Source organism: Streptomyces sp. NPDC049040 (assembly GCF_043197715.1).
In the GTDB taxonomy this organism is placed as follows: Bacteria; Actinomycetota; Actinomycetes; order Streptomycetales; family Streptomycetaceae; genus Actinacidiphila.
The window spans coordinates 332,690-349,281 of record NZ_JBICTO010000003.1 but is presented as its reverse complement, the minus strand read 5'-3'; the positions used below and the strand labels follow the sequence as shown (position 1 = coordinate 349,281).

General features: G+C 73.0%; 15 protein-coding genes and 1 riboswitch. Of the genes, 13 read left to right on the top strand and 2 right to left on the bottom strand.

Annotated elements, in window-relative coordinates:
* The first annotated feature begins 306 nt into the window (after positions 1-306).
* A riboswitch (FMN riboswitch) is annotated at positions 307-437 on the top strand.
* Between the two features lie 121 nt (positions 438-558).
* The 10 genes from ribD (at position 559) to ACGFMP_RS10675 (ending at position 9,144) form a co-directional block, all read left to right on the top strand.
* On the top strand, positions 559-1,686 hold the full coding sequence (ribD, locus tag ACGFMP_RS10720; RefSeq protein ID WP_393671710.1) for a bifunctional diaminohydroxyphosphoribosylaminopyrimidine deaminase/5-amino-6-(5-phosphoribosylamino)uracil reductase RibD: 1,128 nt from the start codon (positions 559-561) through the stop codon (positions 1,684-1,686).
* A gap of 1 nt (position 1,687) precedes the next feature.
* Positions 1,688-2,302 (top strand): riboflavin synthase, encoded by a 615-nt coding sequence (locus ACGFMP_RS10715; protein ID WP_393671708.1) that lies wholly within the window; start codon positions 1,688-1,690, stop codon positions 2,300-2,302.
* Positions 2,299-2,982, top strand: a complete 684-nt coding sequence (locus ACGFMP_RS10710) for a nicotinamide riboside transporter PnuC (RefSeq protein WP_393671707.1) — start codon at positions 2,299-2,301, stop codon at positions 2,980-2,982. Before ACGFMP_RS10715 ends, ACGFMP_RS10710 begins: the two co-directional genes overlap by 4 nt.
* Positions 2,979-4,313 carry a bifunctional 3,4-dihydroxy-2-butanone-4-phosphate synthase/GTP cyclohydrolase II gene (locus tag ACGFMP_RS10705; RefSeq protein WP_393671706.1) on the top strand — a complete coding sequence of 445 codons (1,335 nt, stop codon included), beginning with the start codon at positions 2,979-2,981 and terminating at the stop codon, positions 4,311-4,313. The genes ACGFMP_RS10710 and ACGFMP_RS10705 overlap by 4 nt, the downstream gene beginning before the upstream one ends.
* Positions 4,310-4,795 (top strand): 6,7-dimethyl-8-ribityllumazine synthase, encoded by a 486-nt coding sequence (ribH, locus tag ACGFMP_RS10700; protein ID WP_393671705.1) that lies wholly within the window; start codon positions 4,310-4,312, stop codon positions 4,793-4,795. The genes ACGFMP_RS10705 and ribH overlap by 4 nt, the downstream gene beginning before the upstream one ends.
* Before the next feature lie 33 nt (positions 4,796-4,828).
* A complete protein-coding gene (locus ACGFMP_RS10695; protein WP_333770185.1) occupies positions 4,829-5,101 on the top strand; it encodes a phosphoribosyl-ATP diphosphatase in 273 nt (90 codons plus the stop codon).
* A gap of 119 nt (positions 5,102-5,220) precedes the next feature.
* Entirely contained in the window at positions 5,221-6,069 is an 849-nt protein-coding gene (hisG, locus tag ACGFMP_RS10690) for an ATP phosphoribosyltransferase (RefSeq protein WP_393671704.1), read from the top strand.
* Entirely contained in the window at positions 6,066-6,578 is a 513-nt protein-coding gene (locus ACGFMP_RS10685; RefSeq protein ID WP_393671702.1) for a PH domain-containing protein, read from the top strand. Before hisG ends, ACGFMP_RS10685 begins: the two co-directional genes overlap by 4 nt.
* Before the next feature lie 185 nt (positions 6,579-6,763).
* Complete coding sequence (locus tag ACGFMP_RS10680) at positions 6,764-8,095, top strand: hemolysin family protein (protein WP_393671701.1); 1,332 nt, start codon at positions 6,764-6,766, stop codon at positions 8,093-8,095.
* Entirely contained in the window at positions 8,092-9,144 is a 1,053-nt protein-coding gene (locus ACGFMP_RS10675) for a hemolysin family protein (RefSeq protein ID WP_393671700.1), read from the top strand. Before ACGFMP_RS10680 ends, ACGFMP_RS10675 begins: the two co-directional genes overlap by 4 nt.
* 24 nt (positions 9,145-9,168) lie before the next feature.
* Here ACGFMP_RS10675 and ACGFMP_RS10670 read toward each other — a convergent pair whose 3' ends face one another.
* Positions 9,169-11,070, bottom strand: a complete 1,902-nt coding sequence (locus tag ACGFMP_RS10670; protein ID WP_393672140.1) for an AAA family ATPase — start codon at positions 11,068-11,070, stop codon at positions 9,169-9,171.
* Between the two features lie 593 nt (positions 11,071-11,663).
* Positions 11,664-12,269 (bottom strand): uridine kinase, encoded by a 606-nt coding sequence (locus ACGFMP_RS10665; protein WP_393671698.1) that lies wholly within the window; start codon positions 12,267-12,269, stop codon positions 11,664-11,666.
* An 86-nt stretch (positions 12,270-12,355) separates the two neighbouring features.
* On the opposite strand from ACGFMP_RS10665, the gene ACGFMP_RS10660 reads away from it, so the two are divergent.
* The 3 genes from ACGFMP_RS10660 (at position 12,356) to ACGFMP_RS10650 (ending at position 16,458) form a co-directional block, all read left to right on the top strand.
* Positions 12,356-13,498: a M24 family metallopeptidase gene (locus tag ACGFMP_RS10660; RefSeq protein WP_393671696.1), complete on the top strand. Its 1,143-nt coding sequence runs from the start codon at positions 12,356-12,358 to the stop codon at positions 13,496-13,498.
* Between the two features lie 152 nt (positions 13,499-13,650).
* Positions 13,651-15,060, top strand: coding sequence for a peptidase C39 family protein (locus ACGFMP_RS10655; protein WP_393671695.1), 1,410 nt, complete (start codon positions 13,651-13,653; stop codon positions 15,058-15,060).
* A 162-nt stretch (positions 15,061-15,222) separates the two neighbouring features.
* Entirely contained in the window at positions 15,223-16,458 is a 1,236-nt protein-coding gene (locus ACGFMP_RS10650; protein ID WP_393671694.1) for a carbohydrate-binding protein, read from the top strand.
* The last annotated feature ends 134 nt before the right edge of the window (positions 16,459-16,592 follow it).

The window sequence follows — 16,592 nt, the reverse complement described above, 5'->3', positions numbered from 1 at the left end:
GTTCGGGAAGGGCTGTGGCGCGCAGGCCGAGGAGATACCCCCGGAGTGGCCCCGACCCCACGCCCCCGGGGGCAGGCGCCCCCGCCCGACCTGCACCGGGGCGTTCCCCGGCCGGTGGTCGGCGGCGGATCGTGCCGGAGCGGCACCGACCCCCATCCCCCGGCCAGGCGGCCCGACCCGGCCGGGAGAGCACGGGGGCGGCACCCCCCGCCCGGCGCCTGAGGCGGCACCGGCCGGCCCCCGGGGCCAAACCCCCTGGAGCCCAGTATGGAACCCGTGGCAGACTGGACCACGTACCAGTGACGTTTGCGCACTCCGGGGTCGGTGTAATTCCGAACCGGCGGTTACAGTCCGCGACCCGTCCGCATCCAGCGGCCGGTTGACCAGGTGAAATTCCTGGACCGACGGTGAAAGTCCGGATGGGAGGCAGTGCGCGGCGGGCGTTCACGACGGTATGCCGCCGTTCGGCGGGCCGCTGAGGCCCGCGGCACCGCGGTGTTCCGGACGTGCGGCGTCCGCTCGCCCCGGAGTCCGTGCCCGATGCGGCAGGAGGACCCGGTGGCCACCACCACGGAAACCCACGCGATGCGCCGAGCGATCGCGTTGTCGGCGCGCGCCCTCGGCGCCACCGCCCCCAACCCCGTCGTCGGCTGTGTGATCCTCGACACGGCGGGCGAGATCGTCGGCGAGGGCTGGCACCGCAAGGCGGGCGGCCCGCACGCCGAGGTGCACGCGCTGCGCGCGGCCGGCGAGGCGGCCCGCGGCGGCACCGCCGTCGTGACCCTCGAACCGTGCAACCACACCGGCAGGACCGGCCCCTGCGCGCAGGCGCTGATCGAGGCCGGGGTGTCGCGGGTGGTGCACGCGGTGTCCGACCCGAGCCCGGCCGCGTCCGGCGGCGCGGCGACGCTGCGGGCGGCGGGTGTCGACGTCGAGAGCGGGCTGCTGGCGGAAGAGGCCGAGGCGGTGAACGTCGCGTGGCTGACCTCGGTGCGCCGCCGGCGCCCGTACGTGCGCTGGAAGTACGCCGCCACGCTGGACGGCCGGATCGCCGCCGCCGACGGCAGCAGCCGCTGGATAACGTCGGCGGAGTCCCGCGAGGACGTGCACCGGCTGCGGGCCGAGGCCGACGCGGTGGTCGTGGGGTCGGGCACGCTGCTGGCCGACGACCCGCATCTGGCGGTCCGCGGCATCCGGGACGCGGTCCAGCCGCTGCGGGTGGTCGTGGACTCCCGGGCCCGGGTCACCGGGGAGGCGCGGGTGCTGGACGGCGCCGCGCCGACCCTGATCGCGGTGTCCAAGGACGCCGACACCGCCCACCTCCCCGGCGTGGACGTGGTCCGCCTCCCGTACGCGCCCGACAGCGCGCCAGGCCTGGACGTGTCGGCCCTGCTCGCGGAGCTGCACACGCGCGGCGTGCGGTCGGTCCTGCTGGAGGGCGGCCCGACGCTCGCGGGGGCGTTCGTGGCCGCGGGCGCCGTGGACGCGGTCGTCGGCTACATCGCCCCCGCACTGCTCGGCGCGGGCCGGAACGCCCTCGGCGACGCAGGAATCAGCACCATCGCGCAGGCGTTGCGGCTCGACGTGACCGATGTCGCCCGACTCGGGCCCGACCTGCGCATCACCGCCGTACCCGCCGCCCCGGCGGCCGACCCCATCGCCCCCACTGCCGCACAGGAGTTGTGACGTGTTCACCGGAATCGTCGAAGAACTGGGCGAGATCACCGCGGTCGAGGCCCAGACCGAGGCCTCACGCTTCACCGTACGCGGCCCGGTCGTGACCGAGGGCGCCAAGCACGGCGACTCGATCGCGGTGAACGGCGTGTGCCTGACCGTGGTCGAGTTCGGCGGCGGTACCTTCACCGCCGACGTGATGGCCGAGACGCTGAAGCGTTCGAGCCTGGGCGCGCTGCGCCCCGGCTCGCGGGTCAACCTGGAGCGCCCGATGGCGCTCGGCGGCCGGCTCGGCGGGCACCTGGTCCAGGGCCATGTGGACGGCACCGGCACGGTGCTGGAGCGCACGCCGGCCGAGCACTGGGAGATCGTGAAGGTCTCGCTCCCTCCGGAGCTGACCCGCTACGTGGTGGAGAAGGGCTCGATCACCGTCGACGGCATCAGCCTCACCGTCGTGGAGGCCGCCGCCGATCACTTCACCGTCAGCCTGATCCCGAGCACCCTCGCGCTGACCACGCTGGGCCTCAAGCAGCCCGGCGACCCGGTCAACCTGGAGGTCGACGTCATCGCCAAGTACGTGGAGCGCATGCTCGGCGCCTCGGCGCCCGGTCCCGGGGACACCCGATGAGCGCCCTGCACTGGCTGGACAGCGAGGCGTTCACCGCTTTCGACCAGCACGTCATGTGGTCCGACATGATCGGCAACCTGCTGGGCCTGGGCGCGCTGGCGCTCGGCTGGCGGCGGGCGATGCTGACCTGGCCGGTCCAGTTGCTGTCCGGTGTGGTGCTGGTGGCGGCTTTCTGGTCGGCGCATCTGGGCGGCGGGGTCGGCAAGCAGTTCGTGGTGATCACCGTCGCCGTGTGGGGCTGGTACCAGTGGCGCCGCGGCGGGGCAGGCGGCGGGCGGCTGGCCATCCGCTTCGCCACCTGGCGCGAGCGGGCGGTGCTGGTGGCGGCCACCGCGGCCGGCACCGTCGCGGTCGCCGCGCTCTTCCTCGCGTACCCGAAGCTGTCCTGGAACCCGTGGCCCGACGCCTACATCTTCGTCGGCACGCTGGCCGCGATGTACGCGCAGGCACGCGGCTGGGTCGAGTTCTGGTTCGCCTGGCTCGCCGTCGACCTGGTCGGGGTGCCGCTGAACTTCCACAGCGGCCTGCCCTTCTCCGGGCTGGTCTACATCATCTACTTCGTCCTGGTGATCGCCGGGATGTACGCCTGGTGGCAGCAGACCCGCAGGGACGCCCCGGCTCAGGAGCGGCACCCGCAGGCCAAGCCGGGCACCACCGCCGCGGAAGGAGTGACGGCATGAGTGCCGTGACCGCACTGAAGGACGACTGGTACGACGAGGCGGACCTCGGGCTGGACCCGGTGGAGCGCGCCATCGCCGAGATCGCCGCGGGGCGCCCGATCGTCGTCGTGGACGACGAGAACCGGGAGAACGAGGGCGACCTGATCGTCGCCGCCGAGAAGATCACCCCGGAGATCGTGGCGTTCATGATGACCGAGTGCCGCGGTCTTATCTGCGTGCCGATGGAGGCGCCCGACCTCGACCGGGTCGACCTGCCGCAGATGGTGGACAGCAACACCGAGTCGATGCGCACCGCCTTCACCGTGTCGGTGGACGCGAGCGGGGCGCACGGGGTGACGACCGGGATCTCGGCCGCCGACCGCGCGGCCACCATCAGGCTGCTGGCCGACCCGTCGTCGGTGGCCGCCGACTTCGTCCGCCCCGGGCATGTCTTCCCGCTGCGGGCCAGGAGCGGCGGGGTGCTGGTGCGCCCCGGCCACACCGAGGCCGGGGTGGACCTGGCACGGCTGGCGGGGCTGCGGCCCGCGGCGGCGATCGTGGAGATCGCCCGCGAGGACGGCACCATGGCCCGGCTCCCCGAGCTGGTGCCCTTCGCCCGCAAGCACGGCCTGGTCATCATCTCCATCGAGGACCTGATCGCCTACCGCCGCTCGTCCGAGCCGACCGTCCGCCGGGAGGCGGCGACGACGCTGCCCACCGCCTTCGGCGACTTCCGGGCGTACGGCTACCGCAGCACCGCCGACGGTGTCGAGCACATCGCGCTGGTCGCGGGCGACCTCGGCGACGGTACGGACGTGCTGGTGCGGGTGCACTCCGAGTGCCTGACCGGCGACGTCTTCGGCTCACAGCGCTGCGACTGCGGCCCGCAGCTGCAGGGCGCGCTGCGCCGGGTCGCCGAGGAAGGCCGCGGCGTGGTGCTCTACCTGCGCGGCCACGAGGGCCGCGGCATCGGCCTGCTGTCCAAGCTGCGGGCCTACGAGCTCCAGGAGCGCGGCCGGGACACCCTCGACGCCAACCTCGAACTGGGACTGCCCGCCGACGCCCGCGACTACGGCGCCGCCGCGCAGATCCTCGCCGACCTCGGGGTGCGCTCGCTGCGGCTGATCACCAACAACCCCGCCAAGACCGGCGCGCTGGTCAGGCACGGCCTCGACGTACTGGGCCGGGAGCCGATGCCGGTCGGCGCGGGGGAGCACAATCTGCGCTATCTGCGGACCAAGCGCGACCGGATGGGGCACGACCTGCCCTGGCTGGAGAGCGGGGACCGCACCAGGACCACCGCCGGCACCGCCGGCGGCAGCACAGGCACTGAGCACCGAGGAGAGAAGTGAGCGGTAAGGGCGCCCCCGAGCTGACCGTGAAGAACTGCGGCGACCTGCGGGTCGCGGTGATCGCGGCGCAGTGGCACACCGAGGTGATGAACGGCCTCGTCGACGGCGCGATGCGCGCCCTGCACGACCTGGGGATCGAGGAGCCGACCCTGCTGCGGGTGCCGGGCAGCTTCGAACTGCCGGTCGTCGCGCGGGCGGTGGCCGGTCGCGGCTACGACGCGGTCGTCGCGCTCGGGGTGATCATCCGCGGCGGCACGCCGCACTTCGAGTACGTCTCGCACGGCGTCACCGCCGGATTGACGCAGGTCAGCGTGGACAGTGGCGTCCCGGTCGGCTTCGGTGTACTCACCTGCGACAACGAGGAGCAGGCTCTCGACCGGGCCGGGCTGCCCGGCTCGAACGAGGACAAGGGGCATGAAGCGGTCACCGCGGCGGTGGCGACCGCGGCCGTGATCCGCTCACTATCCGAACCGTGGCGCTGAAGGGCGGGCGGTTCCCCGTAGGCTAGGACCACCATGGCCAACAAGACATTCGAGCAGCTCTTCACCGAGCTGCAGCACAAGGCCGCCACCGGCGATCCCAGCACCTCGCGCACCGCGGAGCTGGTCGGCAGGGGCGTGCACGCGATCGGCAAGAAGGTGGTCGAGGAGGCCGCCGAGGTGTGGATGGCAGCCGAGTACGAGGGCGCCGACGCCACCGCCGAGGAGATCTCCCAACTGCTGTACCACGTTCAGGTGATGATGGTGGCCAGGGGCATCTCCCTGGCCGACGTCTACGCCCATCTGTGAGCCGTACGGCCCGCGCACCGCAACGCACGGGCCGTACACGCACGTCCGCACCCGCCTTCCGTACGCCTTCCGTATGAATCACCGCACCCACCGCACCCACAGCGAAGGAACCCGACCCCATGCTGCGCATCGCCGTCCCGAACAAGGGCTCACTGTCCGGACCCGCGGCGGCCATGCTCCATGAGGCCGGCTACCGACAGCGCAAGGAGTCCAAGGAGCTGGTGCTGTTCGACAGCGCCAACGACGTGGAGTTCTTCTACCTGCGCCCGCGCGACATCGCCATCTACGTCAGCTCCGGGCGGCTGGACATCGGCATCACCGGGCGCGACCTGCTGCTGGACTCGGGCGCGAGCGCCGAGGAGATCCTGCAGCTCGGCTTCGCCCGCTCCACCTTCCACTACGCCGCCAGGCCCGGCACCGCGGTCAGCGTCGCCGACCTCGGCGGGATGACGGTGGCGACCTCGTACGAGGGCGTCGTGGAGAAGCACCTGGCGGACAACGGGGTGAACGCCACCGTCGTCCACCTCGACGGCGCTGTCGAGACCGCCATCCAGCTGGGTGTCGCCCAGGTCATCGCCGACGTGGTGGAGACCGGCACCTCGCTGCGCAACGCGGGTCTCGAGACCTTCGGCGAGCCGATCATGGCCTCCGAGGCGGTGGTGGTCCGGCCCACCGGCGCCCCCGTCGACGAGCCCAAGGTGCAGAAGTTCCTGCGGCGCCTGCAGGGCGTGCTGGTCGCCAGGCGCTACGTGATGATGGACTACGACATCCGCGCCGAGCACGTCGACCAGGCGGTCGCCCTGACCCCCGGCCTGGAGTCGCCGACCGTCTCACCGCTGCACCACGAGGGCTGGGTCGCGGTCCGCGCCATGGTCCCCACCAGCGACGCCCAGCGCATCATGGACGAGCTGTACGACCTGGGCGCCCGTGCCATCCTGACCACCGGCATCCACGCCGCCCGGCTGTGACCGCCGCCGACGACGACCGCGCACAGGCCGCCGTCGCGCAGCTGCCGGTCACCTTCCGGCCGCTGGTCACCCGTGTGGTGCTGCTCACCATGGGGACGCTGCTGCTCGCGGTGCTCAGCACGCTGGCCGTGGTGATGCCGCACGACGGCGCGTCCCCCTGGACGACCGCCGACCGCGTCACCGTGGTGGTGGTCGGGGTGCTGGCGCTGGCGCTGCTGACGCTCCTCAGCCGCCCCAAGGCGGTCGCGGAGGCGGGCGGCCTCACGGTGGTCAACCTGACCGTCAGGAGGCGGCTGGCCTGGGCGGAGGTGCTGGGCGTCCGGCTGCGGCCGGGCGACGCCTGGGTCCATCTGGACCTGGCCGACGGCACCACGCTGGCCGTGATGGGCATCCAGCCCGGCTTGGCAAGGAAGCGGGCCCTCGATGACGCCCGGCGGCTGCGCGCCCTCGTCGAAGCGCTCGGCGAGGCCCGCGGCGCTGAACCGGGCGACCGGGAGGAACCCCGGTGAAAGGGGCCGCCGCCGTCCTTCGCGGCCGCCACCGAAATGATTACTCTGGATCCGGGTGGTGCCCTCGCGGCACCGCCCGCCGAACCGCCCGACCTACCGAGGAGTGACACTCACACCCCGATGGACGAACCGTCCGGTAGTACCTGCGCCGCCCCTCCCACTCAGTCCCATGGAGCGGCGGCATCATGAGCACGTCACTGCTGCTGCTCGCGGCAGCCTTTGTCCTGATCATCGCCAACGGATTCTTCGTCGCCGCCGAATTCGGCCTGGTGACCGTGGAACGCCCGGCCGCAGAACGCGCCGCCGCGGCAGGCGACCGCAGGGCGGCAGGAGTCGTCGCCGCACTGCGCAAACTCTCCTTCCAGCTCTCCGGCACCCAGCTCGGCATCACCATCACCTCGCTGGTCGTCGGCATGCTCGCGGAACCCGCACTCGCCGACCTGCTCACCGGGCCGATCGGCGCCACCGGGATACCCGGGGGCGCCGCACCGGGAGTGGCGGTCGTGGTCGGCATGATGGCCGCCTCCGCCGTCCAGATGGTGATCGGCGAGCTGGTCCCCAAGAACTGGGCCGTCTCCAGGCCGCTGGCCGTCGCGAGAATGGTCGCGGGCCCGCAGCGGGCCTTCTCCCGGGCCTTCCGGCCGGTGATCGAGCTGCTCAACACCGCCGCCAACCACCTGGTCCGCATGCTCGGTGTGGAACCCGCCGACGAGCTGGCCTCCGCGCGCACCCCCACCGAGCTGGTCTCGCTGGCCCGGCACTCCGCACTGGCCGGCGCGCTGGAACAGGACACCGCCGACCTCTTCGTGCGCACCCTGTCGCTGGCCGACCTCACCGCGGAGAACGTGATGACCCCCCGGGTGCGGGTCAGCGCCCTGGAGGACACCGCCACCGCGGCCGACGTCCTCAACCTCACCCGGGCCACCGGCCTGTCCCGCTTCCCGGTCTACCGCGACCGGCTCGACGACATCGTCGGCATGGTGCACCTCAAGGACGCCCTTGCCGTCCCCGCCGAGCTGCGCGACCGCACCGTCGTCGGCCGGATCGCGGTGGTCCCGCTGCTGGTCCCCGAGACGCTGGCCGCGCAGCCGCTGCTCGAACTGCTCCGCAGCCAGCAGCCGATCGCCGTCGTCGTCGACGAGTACGGCGGCACCGCCGGGGTCGTCACCCTGGAGGACATCGTCGAGGAGCTGGTCGGAGAGGTGCGCGACGAGCACGACGCCGTCGACCTGCCCGACCTCGCGCAGGCCCCGCCGGAGAACGGCCGGCCCGCCTGGGACGCCGACGGCAGCTGCCGGATCGACACCCTGGCCCGGATAGGCCTGCACGCCCCGGAAGGCCCGTACGAGACCGTCGCGGGCCTGGTCGCCGACCTGCTGGCGCGGATCCCCGAGGTCGGGGACACCGCCGAGCTGCCCGGCTGGCGGCTGCGGGTCGCCGAGGTGGGCCACCACAGGGCCGAGCGGATCAAGATCGTGCGTATCGCGCCTGCCGCGGGGGAGGAGAGCGAGCGATGAGCGCACTCCAACTCCTCTTCGCCCTGCTCCTGGTGCTCGGCAACGGCTTCTTCGTCGGCGCGGAGTTCGCCCTGGTCTCGGTACGCCGCAGCCAGATCGAGCCGCTGGCCGCAGTACAGCGCAGGGCGCGTACCGTCCTGTACGGCCTGGAACACCTGCCGCAGATGATGGCGGCCGCCCAGTTCGGCGTCACCGTCTGCTCGCTGACCCTCGGCGCCGTCGCGGAACCCACCGTGGCGCACCTGCTGGAGCCGGTCTTCACCGCGGCCCACGTGCCGGACGACCTGGTGCACGCGATCGGCTACGTGCTGGCGCTGGCCCTGGTGGTCTTCCTGCACCTGGTCATCGGCGAGCTGGTGCCGAAGAACCTGGCGATGGCCGACCCGGAGAAGACCGCGCTGTGGCTCAGCCCCGGCCTGGTCGGCTTCGCCCGGGTCTTCCGGCCGGTCATCGTGGTGCTCGGCGCGAGCGCCCGGGTGATCCTGCGGGCCTGCGGTGTCGAGCCCAAGGACGAGGTCGACGCCGTCTTCACCAGCGCCGAGCTGACCGTCCTGGTGGAGGACGCCAGGCGGGCCGGGCTGCTCGACTCCGACGAGCAGGAACGCCTGGAGGACGCGCTCGAACTGGGCACCCGCCCGGTCACCGAGGTGCTGCTCACCCCCGACCAGCTGATCACCCTCGCCCCGACGGCGACCGCCCGCGAGGTCGAGGAGCTGACGGTGCGCACCGGTTACTCCCGCTTCCCGGTCGCCGCTGAGCAGGGGTCCGGCTACCTGGGCTATCTGCACGTCAAGGACGTGCTCGACCTGGAGGACCAGGACCGTCCGGTGCCGCAGCGGCTGTGGCGCCCGATCACCACGCTGCGCGCCGACCTCCCGCTGGACGACGCGCTGACGTCGATGCGGCGGGCGGCCTCCCACCTGGCGGCGGTCGCCGACCAGGGCGGCCGGGTGCTGGGCCTGGTGGCCCTCGAGGACGTGCTCGAAATGCTGGTCGGCGAGGTCCGCGACCCGTCGCACCGCTCGGCGCCCGGCGAACTGGTCAGCTGACCGGCTTCCGCCGCCCGATCCGGTCTACTCTGCCGGGTCGGGCGGCGGGATCCCGGGGCCGCGGCCGGACAGCACCTCGCCGTAGGCCTGCATCAGGTCGGGCAGCCGCAGCGTGGACAGCTCCTCGCGGCTCGGTGTCGTCGGATACTCCGACAGCCGCAGATCGCGGTAGGCGCAGCTCTTCTCGTACAGGGTGCGCAGCAGCCGCCCGTTGCCCAGCTCGTCGATCCAGCCCTGGTCGACGACGTGGCCGCTTATGGCGCGCAGCTCCTCCAGCGCCTCTTCGTCCCACTGGTCGCCGTTCTCGGCCGCCAGCACCTGGCCGATCCGGGTGAGCTCCTGCGGCCGGTAGCTGGGGAAGTCCACCCGGGTGGTGAAGCGCGAGCTGAGACCGGGGTTGGCGGCGAGCAGCCGGTCCATGCCCTCCGGGTAGCCGGCCAGGATGACGACCAGCCGGTCGCGGTTGTCCTCCGCCCTTTTGAGCAGCACCTGGAGGGCCTCGTCGCCGTACGCGTCGCCCTTGCTGTATCCGGAGTTGGACAGCGCGTAGGCCTCGTCCACGAACAGCACCCCGCCGAGTGCGGAGTCGATCAGCTCGTTGGCCTTGACCGCGGTCTGCCCGAGGAACTCGCCCACCAGGTCCGAGCGTTGGGCCTCCACCAGGTGGTCGCCGCCCAGCAGGCCCAGGGCGTAGAAGACCCGGCCGAGTATGCGGGCCACGGTGGTCTTGCCGGTGCCTGAGGGCCCCGAGAAGACGAAGTGTCGTTTCGGCGGCTGCACCGGCAGCCCTTGGCCGGCCCGCAGCCGGGCCATCCGCAGCTGCGCGGAGAGCGCCTTGACCTGACGCTTGACGGGTTCCAGGCCGACCATGCCGTCGAGCTCTGCGAGTGCCTGGGCGAGCAGTACGGGGTCGGAGCCGCCGAGCGGGAGCTGCGCGGGCAACTGGCCGGCGAGCGGGGACGCGGCCCGGTCGCGGATGTCGTCGTCCAGCGCGCCCGCCGAGGCCAGCAGCGCGTCGTCCAGTTCGGTGCCGCCCGGCGGGCGGCCCTCGCCGGTGTCCGCGTACATCGCCGCGTCCAGGTCCGCGACACCCTCGGGCACCGCCTGACCGCCGCCCGCCAGCGACACGGCGGTGGCAAGGCCCGCGCCCTCGTCCAGGCCGTCGTCCGTCTCGTGGATCGCGGCAAGCCGGGCGGCGGTGTCCATGAAGGCCGGGTCCACCCGGTGCACGGCCCGGTAGAGCGGTACGGCCGCCGCGGTGCGGCCGGTGCCCTCGTACGCGCGGGCCAGCCAGTAGCGCAGCTCCTTGCGCTGCGGCTGCTCGCTGCGGCACCGCATGAGGGCGGCGGCCAGCAGCGGCTCCGCCTGGCCGCACATCTCCAGGCGCACCCGGGCCATGCCACCGAAAAGACCCGCCTCGATTCCGAGCAGCGGGTCCCCGAGCAGCGGTTCCGTATGCCGGACCAGGCGCTCCCAGTCCTTGACCAGATAGGCGCGGCAGGCGTGCAGGAAGCGCACCTGCGGGTCGGTGTCGACCGGCGGGCAGTCCGCCAGCGCCCGGTCCAGCTCGGCGACATGGCGGCCGTCCAGCCAGTGCGAGGCGTGCGCGAGCAGCAGGTCCCTGCCGGTCTCCAGCACCGGCTGCACCCACCAGCCGAGCCAGTACCAGGAGTTCAGGGTGCGGCGGTGTGCCGCGCGCTGCTCGCCGAAGCGGTCCCTGTGCCGGTACATCTGGAGCAGCGCGGTGGCGGTGTCCGCCCGCAGCGCGTGCAGCCCGAGCCAGGCGTCGGCCATGCCGGGGTCGATGCGGACCGCGGCCCTGAACTCCTCCTCGGCCTGCACGTAGGCGCCCATGGTGTACGCGTCGATGCCGCGCAGCCAGGCGAGATCGGCCGGGGCGCCCGCGCGGTCGGTGCCGAAGTCCATCTGGTCCCCACCCATCGTTCCCCCGCGCCCCTCGCCGCCGCCCGCGCCAACCGCCATGCGGCCTGCGGGAGTTGAACCAGGCGGCGGCACCCCATGCCACCGCCCGCACCCTCCGGCATCGTACCCGCGAAGACGTCGGCGCCGTAGGGTGCGTGACCGCGCGGGGCGCTGCGTGCCGGGTGCCGCGTGCGGGGGCGGCGCCTCCGGTCCGCCGCGGCGCCCGCCCGCGCCGATCCGCGCGCCCCCGGTGGGTCCGCCCCCCGCGGGTCGCCAGGCGCCGTGCGGTACGTCGGGTGCCGAGCGCGGGTTCCCGGTCCTCCGGGGAAGCGATCCCCGGCTGTGCGGCGGTTCCTGACGGGGCGGCAGGTGCGGACACAGGGTGATCGGTGGTCACCCAGAGAAGCGGGGAAGCCGCGTGATCAGCCCCCCGATCCGGCCGGCCGCGCAGTCCGCGACCCGTCCCGTCCGGGTGCCGCCGGGCAGGACGAAGCCCCCGGTCACGGGGGAACAACCGGGGGCTCCGTGCTACGAAGCGGCCTTCCGGGGCCGCTTGGTTGAAAACGTAATTGCTCGGCGCGGAGCGGTCAAGTACGTCACCCGGCGTGACCGTACGGGCCGGGAGCGGCGCGATAACCGGCCTCCGTCTGGTGGACCAGGAGGTCCGCGAACGGCCGCGTCGGGTCGTCCGCGAAGTGCCGGTCCTCCGCCGCGGACCAGCCGGTCCAGAAGTGTTCGAGCCCCGGCCCGTCGCGCCGGATGCCGCGCTGCCTTGCGGTGGCCGGATCCACCTCGAGCCACAGGGTGAGGGCCAGCGAAGGCCGCATCGCCAGCCGCCCCGCGCCCACGCCTTCGACGAGGACCACCGGCGCCGCCGGCACCAGCCGCTCGCCGTCGAACCGGCGCGCGGTCCAGTCGTAGACCCGGTGCCGGGCCTCCCGGCCCTCCCGGAAGGGCACCAGCAGCTCGGCGTTGAGCCGTTCGGCCCAGTCGAACGGCTCCTCGTGCGTGGCGAGGTCGTCGGTGTGCACCACCGGCACGCCGCCCGCCTCCGCCGCCAGCCGTGCGGCCAGCGTGCTCTTGCCCGCGCCCGCGTGCCCGTCGACGGCGACCAGCCGCACCGGGCCGCAGGACGGCGGCAGCAGGTCAAGCGCGCCGGCCACCTCGCGCAGCGAAAGCCCGAGCGGGCGGGAATCGTCCATGAAGGGGGAGCATAGGGCCGCCCGTGCGGCGGCCGGGCGCGCGCCGGGCGGTAAAGGCCGCCGTGTCGGGCGGCCCGGCGTCTACCGTGGTCGACGTGACCGATTCCGAGCACTCCGCCGCCGCGCTCCACCCCGCCGAGCGCCTCGAACTCGCCAGGAAGGCCACCGCCGACGCCGGGGTGGACGCGCTGCTGGTCTCACCAGGCGCCGACCTGCGCTATCTGACCGGCTATCAGGCGCTGCCGCTCGAGCGGCTGACCTGCCTGGTGGTGCCGGCCGAGGGGGACCCCTTCCTGGTGGTGCCCGCCCTCGAACAGCCTGCCGCGCACGCCTCGCCGGCCGGCGCCCTGGGCCTGGAGATCACCGGATTCGCCGAGACCGACGACGCCTACGCGATGATCGCCCGCAGGCTGCCGCCCGGCGTGCGCCGCTTCGCGGTCGACAACCACATGTGGGCGGAGAAGCTGCTGGCCTTCCAGGCCGCGCTGCCCGAGGCACAGGCGTGCCTGGCCGCAGATGTGCTGACGGAGCTGCGGATGCGCAAGAGCCCCGCCGAGGTGGCCGCGCTGCGCCGGGCCGGAGCCGCCATCGACCGGGTGCACCGCAGGATGGGGGAGTGGCTGCGGGCCGGGCGCACCGAGCGCGAGGTCGGCAAGGACATCGCGGACGCGATCGTGGCGGCCGGCCATGTGACGGTCGACTTCGTCATCGTCGGGTCCGGTCCGAACAGCGCCAGCCCGCACCACGAGGTGTCCGACCGGGTGATCCGGGCCGGCGACCCGGTGGTGGTGGACATCGGCGGCACCACCGCGGACGGCTACTGCTCGGACTCCACCCGCACCTACGCGGTCGGCGAGCCGCCCGCGGCCTTCCGCGAGCTGTACGAGGTGCTGCTGCGCGCGCAGACCGCGCAGACCGACGCCGTACGCCCCGGCATCACCGCGGAGGAGCTGGACGCGGTGGGACGGGACATCATCACCGCGGCCGGCTACGGCGAGCACTTCATCCACCGCACCGGCCACGGCATCGGCATGGAGTCGCACGAGGAGCCGTACATCGTGGCGGGCAGCAGGCGGGCGCTCGCGCCCGGCATGGTGTTCTCGGTGGAGCCGGGCATCTACCTGCCCGGCACCTTCGGCGCGCGCATCGAGGACATCGCCGTCTGCACCGAAGCCGGCGGCGAGCGGCTGAATCTGACCGGGCGTGACCTGGTGGTCCTGCCTGGCTGAGCGTCACAGGAGCAGACCAATGTTGGTCCCGCCACGCGGCCGGAAAACCTGGTGGAAAGGGCGGCTGGGCTGCGATGGTGGTGCGACCTGCGCGCCGGGCGGCGCGCAGGGGGTGTCCCGTACCCGTCCAGGGAAAACGAGGGGATTCAGCCATGACAAGCAACGCGCCACGCCGTGCCGTCATCGCCGCGGCGCTTGCCGCCGCCGCGGCCGCAGCGACCACCGCCACCGCACAGACCGCCGCCGCCGCACCGTCGGGTGCCGCCGCTCCCGGCGGCGCCGCGCCGCTGCGGCACGGCCGGGGCGGCGCGGCCGACGACGCCCCGGTCGACTACCACAGCTGGACGTCCCTCACCGACTGGCTGTTCGGCGTGCACTCCGGCACCCGCCCGGCGCTCAGCGCCCGGCCGGGCCTCGAGATCGGCCGGACCACGGGATCGCTGGACTACACCGACCCGCACACCGGCACCACCGCCACCTGGGAGTCGGCCTCCTGGACCTCCCCGGTGCGCCGGGTGCCGCATCCGGCGAGCGAGCTGATCGCCTCGTGGAACGCGCACACCCCGGCGGGCACCTGGATCCAGGTGGAGCTGCTCGGCACCTACACCGACGGCACCGCCACCCCGGCGTACATCATGGGCCGCTGGACCGCGGGCGACGGCGAGGAGGACATCCGGCGCACCTCGGTGGACGACCAGACGGACGGCAAGAGCAGCATCTGGACCGACACCTTCTCCATCGACGACACGGCGGCCGGCCCGCTGCTCGCCTCGTACCGGTTGCGGCTGACGCTCTTCCGCAAGCCGGGCAGCAAGGCGACGCCGACCGTGTGGCGGCTCGGCGCGATGGCCTCGGACATCCCGGACCGGTTCACGGTGCCGGCGTCGGTGCCCGGCGAGGGCGCGGGCGTGGAGCTGCCGGTGCCGGCCTACTCGCAGAACATCCACAAGGGCCAGTACCCGGAGTACGACAACGGCGGCGAGGCCTGGTGCAGCCCGACGTCCTCCACGATGGTCATCGAGTACTGGGGCCGCGGCCCGACCGCGGAGCAACTGGCCTGGGTCGACCCCTCCTACGCGGACCCGCAGGTGGATCAGGGCGCCCGCTACACCTACGACTACCAGTACGAGGGCTGCGGCAACTGGCCGTTCAACGCGGCCTACGCGGCGACGTACAAGGACATGCAGGGCGTCATCACCCGGCTGCACTCGCTGAACGACGTGGAGAAGCTGATCAAGGCCGGAATCCCGGTGATAACGTCACAGTCCTTCCTGGCCTCGGAGCTGGACGGGGCCGGCTACGGCACCTCCGGGCACCTGATGGCCCTGGTGGGCTTCACCGCGGAGGGCGACGTGATCGCCAACGACCCGGCGAGCGACAGCGACGCCGTGGTGCGCAACGTCTACAAGCGGTCCCAGTTCGAGACGATCTGGCTGCGGACGAAGCGGATCAACGCCAGCGGCGGGGTCAGCGGCGGCACCGGCGGGGTCTGCTACCTGTACTTCCCCGCCAAGCCGAGTCCGGGTCAGCGGCGGGCGCTCGCGGCGGTCGGGGTGGTGTGAGCCGCGGGCGCCCCGGGCGCCCCTGACGTGCGGCGGCCACCTTCTGACCCTAATTGGTAGAGACCAATTTTGTGGGTTGCTCTAAAGGTCTGGACCAAATCATTGACGGGTCCGCGTCAGCGCAGGATTCTGCTGGCACGTTCCCCCACAGGAGGTCCAGACGTGAAGCGTCTCCAAGCACTGGGTTCCGGCGTGGCCGCCGCCGCCCTCGCCTTCGCCGGGCTCGGCACCGCCGCCGCGCTCGGCACGGGACAGGCGAGCGGCGCCACGGCGGCGGCGAACGCCCTGAGCAACCAGTGGTACGCCGCCGCCCCGTATCTGATGCCGACCGACAACAACCCGCCGGACGCGACCGCGATCATGGACGCCACCGGCCTCAAGGCCTTCCAGCTCGCCTTCATCCTGGCTCCCAACGGCGGCGGGTGCACCCCCACATGGAGCGGCACCAGCGCGGTGTCCTCCGACACCGCGGTGGCCGGCGTGATCTCCGCGATCAGGGCCAAGGGCGGCGACGTCTCGGTCTCCATCGGCGGCTACGGCGGCACCAAGCTCGGCCAGGCCTGCTCGGACGCGGCCTCCACCGCCGCCGCCTACCAGCAGGTCATCAGCAAATACCAGCTCAAGGCGATCGACTTCGACCTGGAGGAGCCGGAGTACGAGAACACCGCGGCCGTCGCGCACGAGATCGGCGCCGCCAAGATCCTCCAGCAGAACAACCCCGGCCTCTTCGTGTCGGTGACCACCGCGGGCACCGCCGCGGGCACCGGCTGGTTCGGCCAGCAGATGCTCAACGAGGCCAAGTCGCAGGGCTTCACGCCCAACAACTTCTCGATCATGCCCTTCGACGGCGGCTTCAACGGCGCCGCGTCGCAGACCGCCGCGCTGACCGCCTTCAACGGCCTGCTCAAGACCACCTTCGGCTGGGACACCGCCACCGCGTACGCACACGAGGGCTTCTCCGGCATGAACGGCCGCAGCGACGCGGGCGAGTACTTCTACCAGGCCGACTTCCAGACGGTGCTGAACTACGCCACCAGCCACGGCATGGGCCGCTTCACCTTCTGGTCGCTCAACCGGGACCGCCAGTGCAACCCGCCGGACAACGGCACCACGTCCGGCACCTGCAGCAGCGTGCCGCAGGCCAGCTGGGACTTCGCCAAGTACTCGGTGAAGTTCGCCGGCGCCACCCCGCCCAGCACCCCGCCGCCCACCACCCCGCCGACCAGCCCGCCCGGCGGCACCTGCACCGTCGGCCAGTGGACCGCGTCCGCGGTCTACGTCGGCGGCAACGAGGTCGCCCACAACGGCCACAAGTGGAAGGCCAAGTGGTGGACCACCAACGAGGAGCCCGGCACCACCGGTGAGTGGGGCGTGTGGCAGGACGAGGGCGCCTGCTGATCGTCGATGAGCAGGGAACAGCGGTGGGGGGGGGGGGGGGGGGGGCGCCGCCCCCCCCCCCCCCCCCCCCCCCCCCCCCCCGCCCGACGGGCGGCCTCAGCCGAGGAGGGGTACATGCTGGCAGCCGTGGGCGC